Below are 21,649 nucleotides of genomic sequence, written 5' to 3'. Positions count from 1 at the left end.
CTCCCTTCCTCTCCCTTAATTTAGTAATCTTTTTCAATATCTTCAAAAAGCTTTGTGCGTTTTTTCAAGATACTTTCCTTTAATTCACTTTGCTTATTATTTGCTTCAACATCAACATATTGCTTATCTTTATTTATTTCATCTAATTCAGTCACTTTTTCGGACTTAATTTCATTAAATACGCTTCTTTCATAAAGAGGTAAATGGTATTCTGTTGCTTCTTTATGATCTTCTATTTCATCTTCAAGCATGATCTTTCGAGTACTGCCTGCAAAAAATAGTTCTAGTTCATCTTTACTAGAAGTCCCATTCCTTTCTATTCGTTCATTGTACTCAAAAGACTCCCCCCTATTTTCATCTTCACCTAACAATTCAATCTCTTTATCTTTTGAAATTTTTTCAGAGGGTTCTTCAATGTGAACCATGTTTTCTCCTTCTATTTTTATTTTCTGTATAGGTTCACTTATAATATATTCATTTACTTCAAGATTTTCCTGCTCATCTTGTTGTTTAATAGCTTGATTCTCTTCAGGTGAAGTAAAAGTCTCTTTTAATCTAGGAGTGATTTCCTTCTCTAACGCACTCTCTAAGCCCTCAACAGCAACAGCCTGAACGAGATGATCAATGCTATCTTGACCTAATTGAATATGTGGAGTATTAAGCTCATTTGGTTGTTGTACGTGTTGTTCATTTTTTTCTGTATCTTTCTCACTCACTTCTTTATATACATAAGTATCAACTGCTTCTTGGTTCGTTACTAAATAAGCAAATAGAGCTGTCAATACTAAAAGGCCACCTAAAGCAGCAGGTAATGAAAACATGGAATACATCAAAAAAGTGAGTAGTACATTTACAGCAGCAATACCTATCACCTTTATTAAATACTTACGCTTTACGTTAAAAGGAAAAATTCTAAAAATTAGAACCGAGAAAACAACTCCAATAATGATAAAAATAAACTGTACCAAGGTATGTCACCCTTTATGTTAAAATACGTAACTAATAATATACATCTATATCTTCATTTATTTTCCATTGATTAATATCGTAAAAATACCCTATTTCATTAACTCCTGAACATGATTTAATAAATTGTGGAACATCGTAAACGTTCCATTTTTTTTCAATGTGATCATAAAGATAAGCCGTTCCTCTAATGCATATTTTATTTCCATTACCTCTAAAATCAATTGGACTTGTGAAGTATGCATTTCCACCAACTATTAACTCTGCATTATTACCATTAAAACGAAGCGAAGAGCCACTAACCCAAGCATTTCCACCAACTATCAGTCTAGAATTCCCTGCTAAGACAACTGATTGTGTAAACTTAGGGGAAGTGTATATATAGTTTGATACAGTCTGACCTGAGAGGTTGATCTCTGTATTTATTATATTAAAAGGTAAATTTTCAGGAGGTGGTGGTGGTGGACAAATTTCCCCCTGACATGGACCTATGATTGATTTTTCACCTTCATTTTCTACAACAAAATTTGCTCTAATTAGCTTTTCTGAATTTGAGTTATTATCTACCTTTCCTATACTCTCAATCGGAAGTATAATTTCCTGAAAACCACTGCAATTGGTAAAAAAATCATTAACCTCTTTCTCAAAACTCACCTTATAATAATAAGCCGAATTATTTATGCTTTTTTCAGCAAATGTTTGCTCGATTGGTAAAAGACTAATAAAATTTTCACAAAAAAGTAAATCATGATTTACTGTCTGATTTATAAACCCCGGGTCAGCTTTGGCCTGTTCAATAGCCAGATTTACTATATTTTCAAAATATGCATGTGCGTAATGGATGCCCATTTCAGAAAGATCTTTCGCTTGTGCCATTCCTTCGCTTTTATTTACCTGCAATGATGTACTTAAGGCTTTGGGAATAAGCATTAAGGAAAACAAACTAATTAATACAATAGTTAGGAGGACTATTATTAGAGTATAACCTCGATTATTGAAATATCGTTTCATGTATACCTACCTCCTACAAACGGCTTATAATTGTAGATAGTTCAAATGATTTTGTCGGATCATTTATATCCGTTAATCTTAATTCCTGTACATGTAGCGGCTCTTTTACATTCACTGTAAAAAGAAGACTAATGGATTGTGGATCTGTTATACTAGTATCAATTTCTAAAGTTGAGTTATCTGAAATTAGTTTTACTACAAGATCATAATCTCTACTTATAATTTTTTGATCTCCTATCATAATTTCCCATTCATCATTCTCAGTTTTACTATAGAAAATCTCATAATTATTTTTTTCGTGAGCGTTCGCCAACATCGTTATAATAATATTGGCTTCTTGCCTCAGATCAATATGGGTGTTACTTACTTCCATACTTCGATAACTCTGAATAAGAACACTCGAAACGAGCCCTAAAATAATTATTGAAATTGAAAGGGTAGCTAATAGCTCAATTAATGTTAAACCTTTACTATTTTTTACATACATCAATTAACCTCCACCCCTTACATACCCAAACGTTTCAGACAAAAGTTCTCGTTCTACTAAATGATCAGATGAATATATTTTGACATGAATAAGGTATAAAACTGGACTTGTAAAATTATCAAAAGATTGTTTCGTAATCGTTATTTCTGGAAAATAATAACGATTATTTTCTTTGTAATAACATGTTGTTTCATAGAGAGCCAACTTTAAATCGTCACGATAATTAGTTGGGTAACTTTCACATGAAATGGTTAGTTCAATTCCATTCAGATCAGCATAATCTTCCTCTACGATGTTTAATGTTTTTCTTGCTAAGTTGTAAGCTACAAGTTTTTCTTCATTTTTACCTGAAAATATTAAAGCTTGATTAAAAAAACTAAAAAAAGTTACTAGAATAATTGATAGAATAACCAATGATGCAAGAACTTCAATTAGCGTAAAACCACCTTGACTACCGTAAAATAGCTTAGCCTCAACAGAAGATAATATATTTTTTATTTTTTTTCTAAACATTACCTTCTCCCTTCGAATCTATTTTCTAGGTAGATAGTCCCCAATACTAATATACTATAAAATAAAAGCATTGGGTATTTGTAAAAAGTAGCAAGTACTACTTTTTACATTCATTTCTAAAATAATTTAAGAAATATAACGACCCAGTCACAACTAATACATCATCAGCATGTAATTCTTTTCCTAAGTAATCATAAGCATCAGATACATTTTCAATTACTTTGCTATTCGGATACGAACATTCTTCATAAACTTGGTGTGGATCCATGGAGCGATCATATAAAAAGCTCGTTAAAATAATTTCTTTTGCAAACGTACTAATCGGTTTTAACATATCTTTAATATTCTTATCCTTCATTGCGCAAAAAAGGATGTATACACTTTTAGAAGGAAAAGAATTTGCTAACGTTGTTGCTAAAGCCTCCATCCCTTCTGGATTGTGCCCACCATCAAAGATAATCGTTGGTTGTTCTTGAACGATTTCAATTCGATTAGCGATCTTTGCCTTAACCAACCCGTTTCGAATAGATTTTTCTCCAACCTGAAAACCATTTTTTTCAAGGATACAAATTGCCATCAACGCTAACGCTGCATTTTCTTGTTGGTGGCTTCCTAGCATCCCAGTCTTTAAATTTTGTATAACATAATCTTTGTATTGAAAAGAAAAATGATCTCCGGAACGATCACAAGTAAAGTCTTCTTCAAATTGATAAAGAGTAGCGGAAGCTTCTTTCGCTTTTTTCTTCATTACTTCAATAGCATCTGATTGTTTACACCCTGAAACAACAGGTACACCTTGTTTAATAATACCTGCTTTTTCTTGAGCTACTGCTTCAATTGTATGACCAAGAATATCCATATGATCATGTCCAATATTGGTTATTATTGAGACGAGCGGTTGAATGACATTCGTAGAATCTAATCTACCTCCGAGTCCTGTTTCAATTAGTACAATATCTGGTTTTGCCTTTGTTGCAAAATATTGAAATGCAACAGCAGTCATGATTTCAAACTCTGTTGGTGCCCCTAAGCTTGTTCTTTTTATTTTATTAATAATTGGGCTCAGTTGCTCAACGATAAGAGCAAAGTCAGAATCTGGAATTTCTTTATCATTCACTTGAATTTTATCATTTATTTTACGAATAGCTGGTGAAGTAAACGTCCCTACGGAATACCCCGCTTCCGTAAAAATGGATTTTAAGTAAGTTAGGGTAGAGCCTTTACCATTTGTACCAGCCAAATGAATTGCCGGTATTTTTTTTTCTGGAGAACCAATGTGGACTAATATTTCTTCCATTCGCTCCAAGCCTAAACAAATTCCAAATTTACTAGCCGAATTTACAATATTACATGCTTCATCATAAGAGATCATCGTTCGAGCTCCTTTAAAATTATGTTTCATATTAGTGTATAATATGAATGTCTTACAAGCAAGAAAATTTAAGAATAGGTAGGAGTACAAATGAAAAAAACAGGATGGTTAATTTATAATAAAGAAAGTTCGAAGATAAACGAAGGCTTTATTACATGGTTTATAGAAGAAGCAACAAAACTAAATATTGACCTTCGTTTACTACTAAAAGAGGACCTTAGCTATGGTGTATTAAATCATAGACTATTTATTCTACATAAAGGAGTCACGCTTGAAAAACCCAATTTTGTAATTTCACGAAATAATGACCCGCTACTGAGTAAACAGCTCGAAGATTTACAAATTAAAGTTTATAACTCAGCGTTCACATCAGATATTTGTAATCATAAAGGGAAGACACACCAATTTTTAGCTAATAAAGACATTCCAATGCTAGATACATTATTTATAAATCGGGACGAATTCGAACCCAATTATTTACCATTTCCATATCCGGTCGTCGTCAAAGATGTCACTGGAAGAGGTGGGAATGAAGTGTTTACAGCATCTAGCGTAGAGGAATTAAGGACGTTACTTTGGAAAGTTCAAGCTAAAGAACTAATTATTCAACGAATGGGGGATGTTCCTGGACGTGATGTACGTGTATTTGTAGTAGGAAAAACAATTATTGCTGCAATACTCCGGTATTCTGATAATGATTTTCGTGCTAATTTCTCATTAGGTGGGAAAGCTCGGCTGTACGAGTTATCGAGTGAACAACAGGCGTTAGTACATAAGATCATAGATCAATTTGACGATGAATTTGGCTTTGTCGGTATAGACTTCCTTTTTGCAAAAGATGGTTCATTTATTTTTAATGAAATTGAAGATGTTGCTGGATCACGAACACTTTATGCTCATTCCAATGTTAATATTGTAAAACTTTATTTAGAGTATATTTTGAAAAGTTTAGAGTAACTAATGTACATACTATGCTTAAAAAAGGTAGTGTGATAAATGAGGCATACAGTTACTTTCACAATAGTTTTTTGTTTACTTGGGATGTTATCAATAGGAGTATTGGCTGATAATGAGATACCACCTTATGCTAAATGGGGAAGCATAGCTATTAAAGAAACTATAAAGAAGTATCCAAATGCAAGTGTCATTGATTATCTTCATATAGGGAGAGAAAATAAAACCAATCAGATTTCCATTGAAAAGTTTAAACTATGGCTACGCGAGAATAATCGTGAGTTTGGTGTTTTTGTCGATGTTGAATTTGATCCACAAACTAATCAATTTAGATCTATTTCATTTCGAGAAACAGATAGGTAAAGCAAGAGGGTGCCCAAAAGTGTCAGACACTTTTCGGGCACCCTCTTTAGCTTTATGCTTTCAACTCATCAATTCTTGCTTGCACAGTCGAACGTTTTTCTAAATAGTCTTTTTCTTTTGCTTTCTCTTCTTCAATAACCTTAGCCGGTGCTTTAGAAACGAAGCCTTGGTTATTTAATTTCTTTTGTACACGTTCGACTTCACTATCAAGTCGTTTTAATTCTTTTTCTAGGCGAGAGATTTCTGCATCAAGGTCTAGTAGCCCTGCTAATGGTAAGTACAATTCTACACCAGTAAGAACTGATGACATTGATTTTTCTGGTGCTTGTAAATCAGTACCAAGTATTAATTGATCTGGATTACAGAACTTCTCTAAATAACTACGTCCTTCTTCAAGATTGCTTAGTACTTCGCTATCTTTTGCCTTTATTAACAACTCAATCTTTTTACTCATTGGAACGTTTAACTCTGCTCTTGTATTACGAACAGATCGAATGATTTCCTTAAGTAAATTCATTTTCTTTGTTGCTTCTGGAAAAACTAGCATTTCGTTTCTTACTGGCCAAGGTGCAACTGTAATTGACTCTCCTACGTGCGGAAGGTGCTGCCAAATTTCTTCTGTAATAAACGGCATAAATGGATGCAACAGTTTCATTGTATGATCAAGAACGTAAGCTAAAATTGAACGAGTTGTTTTCTTAGCTTCTTCATCTTCCCCGTACAAAGGTAATTTTGCCATTTCAATATACCAGTCACAGAAATCATCCCAAATAAAGTTATAAAGTAGGCGACCTACTTCACCGAATTCATAGGCATCAATTAATCGTGTAACATTTTCAATTGTTTCTTGTAGGCGTGTCAATATCCACTGATCTGCTATTGACTTTTTGCCAGTAAGATCAATTTCTTCATAAGTTAAGCCTTCCATATTCATTAAAGCAAAACGGGATGCGTTCCAAATTTTATTCCCGAAATTCCATGTTGATTCGACTTTTTCCCAATAAAAACGCAAATCATTTCCCGGGGAACTTCCCGTTGAAAGGAAGAAACGGAGGGCATCGGCACCATATTTGTCAATGACATCCATCGGATCAACACCATTTCCTAATGACTTACTCATTTTACGTCCCTCAGAATCGCGTACTAATCCGTGAATAAGCACGTCTTTGAATGGACGTTCACCAGTAAACTCTAAACCTTGGAAAATCATTCGCGCAACCCAGAAATAAATAATATCATAGCCAGTTACTAGAACGTCTGTAGAATAATAACGGTTAAAGTCAGCCGCATCTTTATCTGGCCAACCCATTGTAGAAAATGGCCATAACGCTGATGAAAACCATGTATCAAGAACATCTTCGTCTTGTGTCCAATTTTCAAGATCTGCTGGTGCTTCATGACCAACATATACTTCTTTCGTCTCTTTATGGTACCAAGCAGGAATGCGGTGACCCCACCATAGCTGACGAGAAATACACCAATCACGAATATTTTCAATCCAGTGTAAATAAGTCTTTTCAAAGCGTTCAGGAACAAAATTGACTTTCCCTTCCGACTTTTGTAACTTAATCGCTTCTTCAGCAAGAGGTCCCATACGAACAAACCATTGTGTTGAAAGATATGGCTCGACAACAGCTCCACTACGTTCTGAGTGACCAACTGAATGCATATGTTCTTCAATTTTAAATAATACTTCTGCATCTTGTAGGTCTTTTACAATTTGCTTACGGCACTCAAAACGATCTAAACCTTCATACTTACCCGCATTTTCATTCATTTTACCTGACTCATCCATAACAAGGATGCGTTCAAGATTATGACGGTTCCCAATTTCAAAATCATTTGGATCATGGGCTGGAGTAATCTTTACAGCTCCGGAACCAAATTCCATATCTACATAATCATCAGCAACAATTTCAATTTCACGACCTACTATAGGAAGCTTAACTTTTTTACCTATTAAATGTTGATAACGAGTATCTTCAGGGTGAACAGCTACAGCAGTATCACCTAACATTGTTTCGGGACGAGTTGTCGCGACTTCAATATAACCCGTTCCATCGGCTAACGGATATTTCATGTGGTAGAAGGCACCTTGAACGTCTTTATAAATAACTTCAATATCCGATAATGCCGTTTTTGTTTGTGGGTCCCAGTTAATGATGTACTCGCCACGGTAAATTAGCCCTTTTTCATATAGTTTAACAAACACTTCACGAACAGCTTTTGATAAGCCCTCATCTAATGTAAAACGTTCACGAGAATAGTCTAATGAAAGCCCAAGCTTTGACCATTGCTTACGAATAAAATCAGCGTACTCGTGCTTCCATTCCCAAGATTTTTCTAAAAACTTCTCACGACCTAAGTCATAACGGCTTAAACCTTCTTCACGAAGTTTCCCTTCAACCTTTGCTTGTGTCGCAATACCAGCATGATCCATTCCAGGAAGCCAAAGTGCATCATAACCTTGCATTCGTTTTGTGCGAATTAAAATATCTTGTAAAGTTGTATCCCAAGCGTGACCTAAATGCAGCTTTCCAGTCACGTTTGGTGGTGGAATTACAATTGTATATGGCTTTTTACCTTCTTCACCTTTCGCTTCGAAAAATTTCCCATCTAACCAGAACGGATACCATTTCGCTTCCGTATCTTTTGGATCATACTTTGTTGGCATTGATAAATCTTGATTTACCATCTCTTATTTCCTCCCTTTTAAGAAAAGTGCAAGCACCTTATTCACACACTAAAAGCACTGGAAATTTATTACATAAGTAAGTTAAAGTGCCTTCAAATGAATAAACGCTGGCTATCCACCTTTCAAACCTAAATAAGTTATTTTTTCAAAATAAAAAAACTCCCCCCATCCTCAAAGGACGAAGAGAGTAGATTCGCGGTACCACCTTTGTTTGCTATAATTCTAATAAAAATGAATTTAAATAGCACACTTCATTTATGTAACGGTTATGTAACCGGCTTTTCTTACTAGTTTAAAAATTTCAGAAAAGCAGCTCCAGGGCGACCTTCCATTTTTCGTACCAAAAAAATCTCTCAGCAAAAGATACCTCACTAGTAGGTAACTTTGATTTTTCTCTCTGATGGTCTTACAAATGTACTCTTCCCATTCTAAGCAGATAAATATTCACTTCAAATGTGTAATAATATTTTACATGTAATAACAAAAAAACGTCAATAGGTGACATCAAAATTTACTAGCATTATTTCCAAAATTTCTTGTTCCATACATGAAATAAATATTTTGACGTTCCATTGAACAATAAATTCATATTCCCGTTCTCACATCTCAGTTAATCTAATTGTTTTCAATTTAATTTAAAAATAATATTCACTCGCCTAACTTAGTAGCATATCATAAATATTAGAGAAGCTTTACTTCTAGCAAAGTCACTGATGTAAGAAACGTTTGTTTACTTAAGCTCTTGTTAGAAAAAGAATTACTTTCATTTCAGTGAATTTCATAATGAGCCGTATTCATCTATATCTAGTACGAATAGTTTAGCGTAAATAGTTATAGTATCTTAGTAGAGAAAATATTGAATGAGATTCATTATACGAATAAGAAATATAAAATAAGGAGGATGACTTTTGGTGTTTAAAAAAGGTAAATATCGACTTCCTCTTTGGTTACGGAGAGTTCGTGATGCTGGCTATCAATTTTTAATCCCATTATCAATGTTTCAACTAATTAGAACAATTCTGTTTCCTACAACCATTGATGTAGTTCTCCTGGCCATACTAGTTGTGTTATATTTAACGTACGTTGCTGGAGTACTATAACAAATCTCGGTGAAGAACAAACAAGAATACCTTTTCGACTGAAAGTAACACTTTGTAGTAAAATCTTCTAGAACAAGGAGTATATTTATAAGCTTAATAGAGGTAAGTAATTAGGATTCTTGTTGGCGCTCAAAAGTAGTTTCACACCATTCTTTCATAAAGCTGAACTTCAATCAGTGGGAGGTTTTCGTTCATCCCCCACTGATTGTTAGTTCAACTTATACCACAGGCATCAGAATAACTAATCATCAGCTTCACTGATGAAAGTTATTCTATATCGGACCTTTAGAGGCAGTTAATCCCCCACCTAAACTTCTCGATTTTCTTACGTTTTGAGGTGGGGGTCTTAGTGCCCCTTAAGAGTGGGATAAACCTTAAGAAAGCAGTCAACCTATTCAGATGGTTGACTGCTTTCTTTCTTCAGCAATATATTATGAATAAAGTGATTAACTCTTGTCATTGTGATGATACGTTTTTCAAGAATTTGTACATATTGTAATTCAGTTATACTACCATCTCTACGATTATAATGATCGACACAGTGATAGATAAGCTCAGGATAAATTAAATAGCTTGCAAATAATTTCTTCTCTTCCTCCTCAAGGAGTAAGTACCTCTCGTATGTCCCAAGCCATTCAACTCCTTGATCTTCTTTCCACAACGTATACTGGAAAGATTTCCGAAAAGAAATGGCTAAATCTCTAACTGGTGTATCTAATACTGCTTTTTCAAAATTGAATAAATAACCATATCCATTTGGATGATAGAAGATATGAGAACGATCTAACTTGCCATGACAGAGTACAGCACGAAAAGTTTGTTTTTCAAGACAGTCATCATACCATTCCTTTAAGTAATTTGAAGCAGTATTTGCTAATTGCTCCATTCTGCTGTAGTGGGTTAGGAACGTAAGCTCAAAGGGTGACATATACGTTTTTCGTTCACATAGTTCTGCAAAGTATTCCATTTCTAACCGTCGCTTTTCCCATCTTTTCAGTAATTCGTGATATGAATTTTCAATTGTATCTTTTGAAAATTCTTGAGGTTTTACGGTTAAGCTATGAAGTTTTCCCAACTGTCGAAACAAAATTATTTCTTTTTTTTCATCAGGTACTTCAGCTTCTTCCCAAAACCATGGCTGTAAATAGAACGTTTTATTACCGTGAGTAATCGTTAAGTCTCCATATTTAGTAGGTATGACTGGAACTACTTGATAATAATCAATTTTTTCTAATCTTCTCATTACATGAGAAAACCAATTAGCTTGCTCCTGTATCATATTAGACTCTTTTAATGCAAAAGTACCTTTAGGAGAGGTAATTTTTTTTACTTTGCCAAATTGCTCAATTTTTCCTGGATACAAATCATACTGAAAAAGAATATGCCCTATAGAGTTTCGGGGGGCTGCATTATTAATCATTTGGCCACCACCTTTTCTCCGTCTTTTTCAATCCACTTACTTAATAAAATCACTAGTTCTCGAGTTGTTTTCCACCTACTGAAATATTGATTAATAATTTCTGGCATTTCATTAACATCTTTGCATGTAAATAATTTAGTAACTGTCTCTTCAAACTCATGTGGCATTAACAATTCTGATAACAACAATAGGCCTTGATCTTCTTTTAATGAAAAGCACCGATGAATCGAATCAAGTAATTCTACTGTTGAGTGATGCCCATTCTTACCATACCAATTCTCTAGTAGATTTCTAATTGTTTTATAACCTCTTATCGGCTGTTCACTGCCAGAAATCCAATACAAGTGATAAAAGACTTGCCTTGCATCTTCTAGTCTTGAAAAATTTATTAGGATAGGAAGTTTCCTTTCTTGGACACGTTTTTGTATCAAATTTGCTTTTTGGTTTCTCCTTTTCGCTTCAATATAGCTTCGCTCTAATACAAGCTTAGCCATTGGATCGAGTAAGGAGAGCTGCTCAAGGCTCCCCCTTACTGTTTTTAATGGCAAAGGTTCACTTTTTTTGAAGCACTGATTTTCTTCACTTTGGTTTATACCATAAGTCAAAGCATGACCGATTAACCTTCCCCACTCTTGTTCTTTTCCCTTAGTCGGATAAGGTTCATCAATTTCATCATGAATAGAAACCAAGTCTGTATCACAAATGAAAAATGGCTTCCTATCTCTCGTACGGATCATACGGTCTAACAAAAATCCAGACTGTTTACTAATTTCATCACGCCAATTAACATGCCACTCGAGTAGCTGTTTATCTTTCCAAATACGGATCCTTTTCTTACCTCTTTCACTTTGAAAAATCGTATTTTCCTTTATCCACGTTAATTCAGAAAGGTCATATTCCATTTTGATTTGACTTAACATATCCATAATTATTTCTCCCTATCCTATTGCTTATTGTGGAACTGGAATATATAAAATCTGACCTTCTTGTACTTCTGCATCATTTAGTCGATTAACCTTAATGAGAGCACTTTGTGTAATTTCATACCTTGCTGCAATTGTATCTAATGTTTCGCTTTCTTGGATGATGCACATTTTTAATTTCTTAAATTCTTCCTCTTCACCTTTTGAAAGCATTTTTGTTAAGTACAAAGCATTCTCTTCTCTAGGCGGTGTTTCTACTTTTTCTTGCTCTTCATCAACTAGAGAAACTTCAGTAACTTCAACTTCTGCTTCCTCATGTCTCTCTTCATTTTTGACAACTTGCTTCCTATCACCAGCAAGGCTTTTTAACGTACTAAATGATTGATCTTTCTCTTCTAGTGGTTCTTCATTCTCTCCTACCACTACTTCTTGTTTAGGGCGTTCTTTTATCACCCCAAATGCTATTGCTGGTGATTTCACTTCTTCAGTAACTTCGTTTGTTACCTCAACTTCCTCAATTACTTCATCTGTTTCTTCTGCTACAACCTTATCTATATCTACTTCTGTATCCTCTCCTGTTCTTTCTTCTTCTTGTTCATCATTTTCTTCTAAGATAGCTTCTACCGGTTCTTCAACTTCTTCTAGGACTTCCTCTTCTGTATCCTCTTCTGTTCTTTCTTCTTCTTGTTTATCATTTTCTTCTAAGATAGCTTCTACCGGTTCTTCAATTTCTTCTAGGACTTCTTCTTCGTTCTCTACGGAACTAACTTCTTCAATATTGATTTCTAATTCGCTTTCTTCATATCGAACTTCTTCACTAGGAAATGGTACTACAGTATCTTGCTGATTATATGCTTCATAATGGAAAGTACGTTCTTCATTTTCCAGCGATGTATCTTGTTCTTTTGTATCTGTTTCTTCTTCATAGTATGAGTTTAAAGTATCAACTGCCGATTCTTCTGAATATTGGGCATCTCTTTGAGCATTTCCTGAAGACATTCCCGTAATTGCAATATCTGCAGTTAGCTGAATACAACCTCTTTCCGGTAAATCGTAATCAAAAGACTCAACTATCACATATATTTCGTCTAAACTCCTAATTCGTTCCTGTGGAATGGTCACATCAATTGGGAAATAATGCTTAATTTCACCCGTACCGTCTGAATTTAAAGTTACTTCTTCAATTGAACGATAAGCTACTTGATCACTAAGAGAGTCACTTTCCTTTTCACTAGAATTGCTATTACCATTGGAGCGGTATTCACCAGTTAGCTTTAATCCACCTCGAATTAAAACGTAATCTCCATTTTCTTGCACTGTTATTTCCGGATCTAGTGACAAAGATACAATTTCGTCTACTTCCTGACCTTTATTTAGCCACACTGATTCTTCGATGGAAAATGATAGCTTTGATGAGTGATCTTGTGTCAACTACCTCTCCTCCTCTATTTAAATTAAAGTAATTCCGCAAAAACTTAAGGACACGTCCTCGTTAAACGGACTTATACCAATACGTTACAGATGTATGACAAGACTCAGTAAAATATGATCATTTTTATTAATTTCTAAATTAACGCATGTATCAACGATTAGAATTTATTAAAATAAATTAATTAAAACGTAAAGAGACCAAGCTATGAGCTTGGCCTCTTAATATTTATATTTTTTGGGTGCATATGAAGTTATATTTTATTCAACTAATTTTGCAAAAACCTTATTAGCTGCTGCAATCGTTTTTTCAATATCTTCATCGGTATGTTTAGTCGAAAGGAACATACCTTCAAATTGTGAAGGTGGTAAAGATATTCCTTCTTCAATCATGTAACGGAAATAAGTTGCGAAACGCTCAAGATCAGATGTCTTGGCTTTATCGTAATTAATCACTTCTTCTCCTGTAAAGAAAAAGCCAACCATAGACCCCGCCTGACTTGTATAATGTGGGATCCCAAATTTAGTTGCCGCTTCTGATAAACCGCTAGCTAATTTAATACCAAGGCGTTCAAACTCAGCATAGTGAGCTTCCGTTAGTTGCGATAGAGTCTCGTATCCTGCAGTCATCGCCAAAGGATTTCCAGAAAGTGTACCAGCTTGATATATCGGGCCACTTGGGGCAATCATCTCCATAATTTCACGTTTACCACCGTACGCTCCTACCGGGAGTCCCCCACCAATTACTTTTCCTAAACAAGTAAGGTCTGGAGTAATTCCAAGTACACCTTGTGCACAATGGTAGCCAACACGGAAACCTGTCATTACCTCATCAAAAATAAGGAGCGTACCATTTTGTTCGGTAATTTCACGGACGCTTTCTAAAAAGCCCGGTAAAGGACGTACAACTCCCATGTTACCAGCAACTGGTTCTATAATTACAGCGGCAATGTCATCACCATATTGTTCAAAAGCATACCGCAAGCTTTCTAAATCGTTGTATGGGACAGTTAACGTATTCATAGCTACTGCTTCAGGTACTCCAGGGCTATCCGGTAAACCAAGAGTTGCTACACCGGAACCTGCTTTAATAAGGAGGGAATCTCCATGTCCATGATAACAGCCCTCAAACTTAATGATTTTATTTCGCCCTGTATAGCCCCGAGCTAAACGTAATGCGCTCATTGTAGCTTCCGTACCAGAGTTAACCATGCGAACAACTTCAACAGAAGGAACACGGCTGATTACAAGTTCAGCCATTTTTGTTTCTAATTCACTAGGAGCACCAAAGCTAGTTCCTAATTCAGCAGTCTTTTTTAAAGCTTCAACGACTTGCTCATCAGCATGGCCTAATACGAGTGGACCCCATGAAAGTACATAATCAATATACTCATTGCCATCAATATCATAAATTTTAGACCCTTTCCCTCGTTCCATAAATATAGGATCCATTTTTACTGATTTAAACGCGCGTACAGGACTATTAACCCCCCCTGGCATTAATGATTTTGCTCTATTAAATGCGGCCGTCGATTTTTCAAATGATTTCATTTATATCCCCCTCTACAATGTAAATATCATATTTTTTGCTAGATGAGTGAATTTCATAATTCTTTAGAGAACTCGTTCTAGCTTCGCTAGAACATCGGAAATTCAGATGGAGTCTCAACTCCACCTGAATGGAAGTTCCCACCTACGCTACGCTTAGAGGTGGGGGTCTATGACCCTTAAGTTCAAATTCGTTTGATTAAGCGTTAAACTATATCTAGTTGAAAACTCAACCAGATATAGTATCTTAAGTTACGTAAATATGTATTATGAGATTCAAAAATATTTAAAGTTATTCGCTTAACCATCTTGCTACATCTTTAGCGAAGTATGTAATGATTAAATCAGCACCCGCACGTTTCATGCTTATTAGTTTTTCCATCACTACAGCTTTTTCATCAATCCAGCCATTTAAGCTTGCACCTTTAATCATCGAATACTCACCACTTACATTATAAGCTACTACTGGGTACGTAAAGTTATCCTTTACTTCACGAATAATATCTAGGTACGATAGTGCCGGTTTTACAATTAAGAAGTCAGCTCCCTCAAGGACATCGCTCTCGGCTTCACGTAGTGCTTCTAAGCGATTAGCTGGATCCATTTGATACGTTTTTCGATCACCAAATGATGGCGCACTATGAGCTGCATCACGAAACGGTCCATAAAATGAAGAAGAGTATTTCACCGCATATGACATAATCGGAATATGACTAAAGCCAGCTTCATCTAAGCCCACTCGAATTGCAGCAACAAATCCATCCATCATATTTGAAGGGGCAATTACATCAGCCCCTGCCTCCGCTTGAGAGACAGCTGTTTTACTGAGAAGTTCAAGAGTCGGATCATTCAAGATGATGCCTTCTTCTATTACGCCACAATGTCCGTGGTTTGTAAATTGGCAGAGGCATGTATCAGCAATAACCACTAACTCTTTATTTACCTCTTTAATTTTTTTAATAGCTTTTTGAACAATACCATTTTCACAATATGCACTTGTACCTACTTCATCTTTTTCTTTCGGAACACCAAATACAATTACTGAGACGATACCTAAATCTGTAAGTGTTTGAATTTCTTCTTCTAATAAATCTAAAGAAATTTGATATACTCCAGGCATTGAAGAAACTTCATTTTTAATATTTTCTCCTTCTTTAACAAAGATAGGATATATTAAGTCCTCTTTTTTTAAAACTGTTTCTCTGACCATTGAACGAAGGTTTTTTGACGATCGTAAACGGCGATGTCTTTTATACTCTAACATTTATTTTTCCTCCTTTAGCTTGTCCATCACACTAATAAGCATGCCATTGATAGTATATTCACTTGGTTCTGTATGGACAGGTACGTGATGTTTTTTCATCGTTTTTGTTGTAATCGGTCCAATAGAAGCAAAAATTAAGTTACCTAAATAATTTCGCCAATCAGAACCTTCAAGAAGTTGAATAAAATTTTCAACTGTCGATGAACTAGTAAAAGTAACTACATCAATTTCTTGATTTTTTATCGCTCTATACAACTCATCTTTCGAATTTGTATCAATAACAGTTTCATAAACATCAAGCTCCGTTACTTTTATTTCATTCTCACGTAAACGTTTCGGTAAGATATCCCTTGCTAAGTTTCCGCGAGGAATTAGTACCCGTTCCCCTTCAATTAAAACATTAAGCAGACAATCAACCAAACTTTCAGCAACATATAATTCCGGAATTAGATCAGCTTTTAAACCGTATGGTGCTAAAGCATTCTCTGTCTTTTTCCCTACCACTGCAATTTTACATGTAGGCGGTATATTCGGACTACCGTTTACTAAATTCAATTCATCAAAAAAGAAATCAACCCCATTTTTACTTGTAAATATTAACCACTGATATGTATGTAAAAGGCGTAATTCTTTGTGGATAATAGTCTTATCTTTTACTGCTTTGCACGTTATTAACGGCATTTCAACTGGAATTCCACCATATTTCTCTATTTGTAATGAGAGAGCAGAAGCTTGCGCCTTTGCCCTCGTCACTAATATTCTCTTTCCTTTAAGTTCCATTACTTTTCTAGCTCTTTTATAACTTCGTCTAATATTTCTTTTGCGCCTTTATCAAGTAGTTTCACAGCTAACTGTTCACCTAAACTTTGTGCGTCTTTACCTACCATTCTTTCATGTAAAATTACTTTTCCATCTGGTGAACCTACAAGACCAACTAAGACAATTTCATCGTTTTCATTTAGTTCAGCGTAGCCTGCGATTGGCACTTGACATCCACCTTCGATTTTATGAAGAAATGCTCGTTCTGCCATAACACAGCGATTTGTGTTTTCATCAGTAAATTTATTTAAAAGCTCTTTAAGTTCAACATCGTCTGCACGACACTCGATACCTAATGCTCCTTGACCAACAGCTGGTAAACATAGTTCCGTAGAGATATACTCAGTTACAACATCAGCACTCCATCCCATACGCGCCAAACCTGCGGCAGCTAGAATAATCGCATCGTATTCTCCTTCTCTACACTTACGTAATCTAGAATCTATATTCCCTCGAATCCATTTAACTTCCAAATCAGGACGTTTCGCTAAAACTTGAGCGGAACGTCTTAAACTACTCGTACCTACAACAGAACCTGCTTCAATTTCCATTAGGCCTTTGCCATTATTGGAAATCCATGCATCACGTGGATCAACACGTTTTGGTACACTACCAATTGTAAGTCCTTCCTGTAGGATCGCTGGCATATCTTTCATACTATGAACTGCCATATCTATTTCTTTATTAAGCATTGCTTGCTCAATTTCTTTAACAAATAAACCTTTACCACCCACTTTAGATAAAGTTACATTTAATATTTGATCCCCTTTTGTAACAATCTTTTTTACTTCGAAATCAAATGGAGCCCCTAATTTTTTTAGCTGATCAATAACCCAATTTGTTTGTGTTAATGCTAATTGACTTTGTCTTGAACCTACAATAATTTTTCGCATATAAACCCCCGTGTATGAATTCAATTAAGAAAAAGATTACATTTTGTAAACTCGTTTGAGATGAAACACCAATAATTCTAACTGTTCATTTCTTTATTTTATATATTATCTCTTTAAGAAGCTATATAATTGCTTCTTCCGAGAGAACTCGTTCTAGCTTCGCTAGAACGTCGGAAATTCAGATGGAGTCTCAACTTCACCTGAATGGAAGTTCCCACCTACGCTACGCTTAGAGGTGGGGGTCTATGACCCTTAAGTTCAAATCAGTTTGATTAAATACCTTTGGCACATGAACAAAGCAAATCGTTTTCTAGTACCAGAGATGGAACTTAGAAAGTGAACCTGATAGGAAATAATTAATTAACACTAATAAAAATCCAGCAATATTTAATAAAACAAGTGAATAACCTCTAATTTTTTTTACTACTCTTTGATACAAGTAATATCCATAAACAAAGAGTACTAGTACGGAGGTAACAATTTTTGCATCAAACCAAGGTACCTGTTCTAATGATAATGCAGCCCATACTAAACCTAAAAAAACCCCCATCAATAATAACGGAAATCCTAGTACAGTAAACATAAAGACTAAATGTTCTGATTTGGATAAGTCTCCAAAACGAAACAATCTTTTAGACCATCTTTTCTTCTTTAACATTTGATGCTGGTAGTAGTACATAATTGAAAATATAAATGCAAACGTAAATGATCCATACGCAAGCAATATTAATGTTACATGGATAAAAAGTAATTCTACAATTAATAGTTCTTGTAAGTTAGGCGAAATATCACCAGTTGGAATAAAAACACTAAAAGCCATAATTGCAAATCCGAATATATTAGTAAAGAATACGAAGAAGTCCACTTTGAAAAACCAATTTATTACTAAAGAAACACTAACGATAATCCAAGCATAAAAAAACAATCCTTCAAAAGAAGTCATTAATGGGAGTCGATTATATTCGAGCATCCGTAAAACAAAGAAAATTGTCTGTAGTACCCAGACAATAGAAAGCAACCAGAAGGAAATTCGATTAACCTTCTGGTTGTTCTGTAAGAAATCAATAAAATAACCTATAACACTTAAACAATATAATATCACAGTGAATATATATATAAAATTCATACTTAACATTTTTAACTCCTCTCTAGGAGCGTACTACAGCACCTTTGGCATAAACAATAGCTTCTCGCGTTGCTTCAGCACTCTCTTCTAACTGACTACAGGCTTCTTTTTCTTCTACAGTTAGATCTTTAAGAGAAAAAATCCTTGTAAATAATGCTAACGATTCTTCTGCATTAGGCTCAGCTGCTAACTCTTTGGCAGCTACAATTGGATCACGTAAAAGCTGATTAACGATACTTTTCATATGCTTACTTAACACTTTTTTCTCCCGTTCCGATAAATTAGGCAGCTTTCTTTCTAGACTAGCCATGGTCTCCTCATGGACAGAAAGAGCTTTTGTACGAAGAGAAGAAATGATAGGAACAACTCCTAATGTATTAAGCCAATTTTTAAACTCTGCAATTTCATAGTCAATCATTATTTCGATTTTTTCCGCTTCTCGTTTCCGCTCATCTAGATTTGCTTGAACGATCCCTTCAAGATCATCAATATCATACAAATAGACACTCTCTAACTCACATAAACTAGGTTCAATATCTCGCGGAACAGCAATGTCCACCATAAACAAAGGACGTCCTTTACGCTTTCGAATAATGGAAGATACCATATCCTTTGTAACAACATAGTTTTTGGCACCAGTAGAACTAATTAAGATATCAGCATCTATTAGTGCATCTGTTAATTCATTTATAGGTCTTGCTTCCCCTAAAAATTTATCCGCAAGTTGTATCGCTTTAGACATTGTTCTATTTATGACTGTCACTTTACCAACACCATTAGCATGCAGGTGTTTCCCAGTTAATTCACTCATTTTCCCAGCACCAAAAATAAGTACATGCTTATTTTTAAAATCGCCGAAAATTTTCTTTCCTAATTCAACAGCAGCATAACTAACAGATACGGCATTCTCACCGATTGAAGTTTCAGAGTGAGCTCGCTTAGCCAATGTGATAGCTTGCTTAAAAAGATGATTAAAAACCGTACCAGTTGCCTCAAGTTCTTGAGCAAACAAAAAACTTTCACGTATTTGTCCAAGAATTTGAGTTTCTCCTACAACCATTGAATTTAATCCACAAGTCACTCGTAATAAATGTTCAATAGCACGATCATCTTGATATATATCTAAATAATCTACAAAATCGTCCATAGGAAGTTCGAACCACTCAGATAAAAATGATTTAATATAATATCTACCAGTGTGTACCTGATCGACAACTGCATAGACTTCCGTCCGATTACAAGTAGAAACGATTACACCCTCTAAGATGCTCTTTGTATTTATAAGCCTTTTAATAGCGCAAGTACGCTCCTCATTTTGAAACGTAAACTTTTCGCGAATTTCTACAGGCGTTGATTTGTAATTTAAACTAGTAACTAGGATGTGCACGTTTTTTCACCCCCTGAGTTGGTTTCTAATTCCCTTACACGTGCATATAAAAACCATTTGCTAGAATATATTATAACACGTTGCTAAACTAGTACAAAATAAGTTTGTGAACAGAAAGTGAACACACATAGCTTCCAACTATTAAAAAGGCTAGTAATTGTGACGGATTGTTCACAAATACGTATTTTTTATTCGTTCGATTTTTTTACCATATTTGAGGGTCAAATACCTAGTATGTAGGTAAGAAATTTATCCCATAATAATAGACTTAGTGTTTATGATATTTTCGTAAACGCTATTTCTACATTCTGGGCCACTTTTCAACATTTAACTCAATAAACCTTTCGCTTGGATTACATAAAAAGGTATATTCCTCTAAAATTCTTTATCTTTCCTTTAAACTATGTAGTTTTTCCTAATAAATAGTCGCAATTTTTCATATATTTTTTATAGGGTTTTCTACAATATGTATCGAAACAAGCTAGTAAGTACTTATTTTTATTGATTTAAAAGGAGACTTGCTATGAAACAAATTTTATTCGTCATGTGTTGGATATTTTTAGTTGCGTGTGGTACTAATCAAGAAGCTAATTTACACCATTTAGAAGTTGAATACTCCAAAAACCTAAACACCTATATTAGCTCTTCTAGTAAAAATGAACTAGTAGCAACATTATTGACTATTTCTCCTGATACCGATGAGAACCTCATCACCACCTCAAATAATGATTATTTTACTCAAAATGACCTTCGTAAAGAAATAAAAGAAGGTATATTTCAAACAATTATAACCGAGAAACAAGATAACCATATCAATGGCATAAGTTTTTATACTTGGGTAGAAAATGAAGACGAAATAATTATTCTAGACAAGGTAAAGTTTACTGATGAAGTCGATTTACAATTAGGACAATTCTATTCTGATATTTGGCATGAAAACAACAAGTTTTATTTGAGTTATCATGATTTGGATGTGACTAGTTCATTTATTACAGAAGCTCAAACGGGAAGAATGGTTACTTCTCCTATAATCATTGGATCAAGTAAAAATGAGGTTATTTTAAAGGTTGGTGAGCCCTCAATGACTGATTGGTATTTAGGCGGTACTTATTATTACTATAATGATATAGCCTATCTTTTCGATGAAGATTCAAATGTAGTTGCAATGAATATGCCCGGGCTACGAATTAACGTACAAATTTCAGAAGTTATTGAAAAATTAGGGGAACCTACAGGCAAATCATACTCTGAAATGGAAAATAGTTATTTTTATTCGTATGAAGCAGGGCCTTATTTACTATCTTTTGAAGTATTTGATGAAGATAAAAAAATAACCAACATTTGGCTAACTGAATCTAATAATTTTCTTTTAAAATAGAA

General features: G+C 34.7%; 19 protein-coding genes and 1 other annotated feature. Of the genes, 4 read left to right on the top strand and 15 right to left on the bottom strand.

Annotation, left to right across the window (positions count from 1 at the left end; translation table 11 throughout):
- Positions 1 to 20 precede the first annotated feature (20 nt).
- The 5 genes from BKP45_RS18080 to BKP45_RS18060 all read right to left on the bottom strand — a co-directional run bounded on the left by BKP45_RS18080 (position 21) and on the right by BKP45_RS18060 (position 4,349).
- Positions 21 to 968 (bottom strand): hypothetical protein, encoded by a 948-nt coding sequence (locus tag BKP45_RS18080; RefSeq protein WP_071389974.1) that lies wholly within the window; start codon positions 966 to 968, stop codon positions 21 to 23.
- Between the two features lie 31 nt (positions 969 to 999).
- The gene (locus BKP45_RS18075) at positions 1,000 to 1,977 is read right to left on the bottom strand and encodes a type II secretion system protein (RefSeq protein WP_071389973.1); all 978 of its coding nucleotides are present in this window, start codon (positions 1,975 to 1,977) and stop codon (positions 1,000 to 1,002) included.
- 13 nt (positions 1,978 to 1,990) lie between these two features.
- Entirely contained in the window at positions 1,991 to 2,464 is a 474-nt protein-coding gene (locus BKP45_RS18070) for a PilW family protein (RefSeq protein ID WP_071389972.1), read from the bottom strand.
- A gap of 3 nt (positions 2,465 to 2,467) precedes the next feature.
- Positions 2,468 to 2,977: a type IV pilus modification PilV family protein gene (locus BKP45_RS18065; RefSeq protein ID WP_071389971.1), complete on the bottom strand. Its 510-nt coding sequence runs from the start codon at positions 2,975 to 2,977 to the stop codon at positions 2,468 to 2,470.
- A gap of 97 nt (positions 2,978 to 3,074) precedes the next feature.
- Positions 3,075 to 4,349, bottom strand: coding sequence for a bifunctional folylpolyglutamate synthase/dihydrofolate synthase (locus BKP45_RS18060; protein WP_071389970.1), 1,275 nt, complete (start codon positions 4,347 to 4,349; stop codon positions 3,075 to 3,077).
- Between the two features lie 90 nt (positions 4,350 to 4,439).
- Between BKP45_RS18060 and BKP45_RS18055 the strand changes: the two genes are divergently transcribed.
- Positions 4,440 to 5,306, top strand: coding sequence for an ATP-grasp domain-containing protein (locus BKP45_RS18055; protein WP_071389969.1), 867 nt, complete (start codon positions 4,440 to 4,442; stop codon positions 5,304 to 5,306).
- An 84-nt stretch (positions 5,307 to 5,390) separates the two neighbouring features.
- On the top strand, positions 5,391 to 5,666 hold the full coding sequence (locus BKP45_RS18050) for a YqzG/YhdC family protein (RefSeq protein ID WP_245747469.1): 276 nt from the start codon (positions 5,391 to 5,393) through the stop codon (positions 5,664 to 5,666).
- Between the two features lie 52 nt (positions 5,667 to 5,718).
- Here BKP45_RS18050 and BKP45_RS18045 read toward each other — a convergent pair whose 3' ends face one another.
- Positions 5,719 to 8,361 carry a valine--tRNA ligase gene (locus BKP45_RS18045; protein WP_071389967.1) on the bottom strand — a complete coding sequence of 881 codons (2,643 nt, stop codon included), beginning with the start codon at positions 8,359 to 8,361 and terminating at the stop codon, positions 5,719 to 5,721.
- Between the two features lie 171 nt (positions 8,362 to 8,532).
- Positions 8,533 to 8,801: a binding site (T-box leader), on the bottom strand.
- A 471-nt stretch (positions 8,802 to 9,272) separates the two neighbouring features.
- Between BKP45_RS18045 and BKP45_RS18040 the strand changes: the two genes are divergently transcribed.
- Entirely contained in the window at positions 9,273 to 9,461 is a 189-nt protein-coding gene (locus tag BKP45_RS18040) for a hypothetical protein (protein ID WP_407639598.1), read from the top strand.
- Between the two features lie 391 nt (positions 9,462 to 9,852).
- On the opposite strand, the gene ysxE is transcribed toward BKP45_RS18040, so the two are convergent.
- The 9 genes from ysxE to hemA all read right to left on the bottom strand — a co-directional run bounded on the left by ysxE (position 9,853) and on the right by hemA (position 20,269).
- Entirely contained in the window at positions 9,853 to 10,881 is a 1,029-nt protein-coding gene (gene ysxE / locus BKP45_RS18035; protein WP_071389965.1) for a spore coat protein YsxE, read from the bottom strand.
- Complete coding sequence (locus BKP45_RS18030) at positions 10,878 to 11,807, bottom strand: hypothetical protein (protein ID WP_071389964.1); 930 nt, start codon at positions 11,805 to 11,807, stop codon at positions 10,878 to 10,880. Before BKP45_RS18030 ends, ysxE begins: the two co-directional genes overlap by 4 nt.
- Before the next feature lie 24 nt (positions 11,808 to 11,831).
- The gene (gene spoVID, locus BKP45_RS18025) at positions 11,832 to 13,235 is read right to left on the bottom strand and encodes a stage VI sporulation protein D (protein WP_071389963.1); all 1,404 of its coding nucleotides are present in this window, start codon (positions 13,233 to 13,235) and stop codon (positions 11,832 to 11,834) included.
- Positions 13,236 to 13,493: 258 nt separating this feature from the next.
- The gene (gene hemL / locus BKP45_RS18020; RefSeq protein WP_071389962.1) at positions 13,494 to 14,783 is read right to left on the bottom strand and encodes a glutamate-1-semialdehyde 2,1-aminomutase; all 1,290 of its coding nucleotides are present in this window, start codon (positions 14,781 to 14,783) and stop codon (positions 13,494 to 13,496) included.
- Between the two features lie 289 nt (positions 14,784 to 15,072).
- A complete protein-coding gene (hemB, locus tag BKP45_RS18015) occupies positions 15,073 to 16,044 on the bottom strand; it encodes a porphobilinogen synthase (RefSeq protein WP_071389961.1) in 972 nt (323 codons plus the stop codon).
- The gene (locus BKP45_RS18010) at positions 16,045 to 16,824 is read right to left on the bottom strand and encodes a uroporphyrinogen-III synthase (protein ID WP_071389960.1); all 780 of its coding nucleotides are present in this window, start codon (positions 16,822 to 16,824) and stop codon (positions 16,045 to 16,047) included.
- A complete protein-coding gene (hemC, locus tag BKP45_RS18005; RefSeq protein WP_071389959.1) occupies positions 16,824 to 17,756 on the bottom strand; it encodes a hydroxymethylbilane synthase in 933 nt (310 codons plus the stop codon). Before hemC ends, BKP45_RS18010 begins: the two co-directional genes overlap by 1 nt.
- Before the next feature lie 310 nt (positions 17,757 to 18,066).
- Positions 18,067 to 18,891 (bottom strand): cytochrome C assembly family protein, encoded by an 825-nt coding sequence (locus BKP45_RS18000; protein WP_071389958.1) that lies wholly within the window; start codon positions 18,889 to 18,891, stop codon positions 18,067 to 18,069.
- Between the two features lie 13 nt (positions 18,892 to 18,904).
- On the bottom strand, positions 18,905 to 20,269 hold the full coding sequence (gene hemA / locus BKP45_RS17995; protein WP_071389957.1) for a glutamyl-tRNA reductase: 1,365 nt from the start codon (positions 20,267 to 20,269) through the stop codon (positions 18,905 to 18,907).
- A 523-nt stretch (positions 20,270 to 20,792) separates the two neighbouring features.
- On the opposite strand from hemA, the gene BKP45_RS17990 reads away from it, so the two are divergent.
- Positions 20,793 to 21,647 carry a DUF4309 domain-containing protein gene (locus BKP45_RS17990; RefSeq protein ID WP_071389956.1) on the top strand — a complete coding sequence of 285 codons (855 nt, stop codon included), beginning with the start codon at positions 20,793 to 20,795 and terminating at the stop codon, positions 21,645 to 21,647.
- Positions 21,648 to 21,649: the final 2 nt, after the last annotated feature.

Source organism: Anaerobacillus alkalidiazotrophicus, from assembly GCF_001866055.1.
Note: the sequence above shows the minus strand (reverse complement) of the source record. Positions and strands in the feature narration are given on the sequence as shown.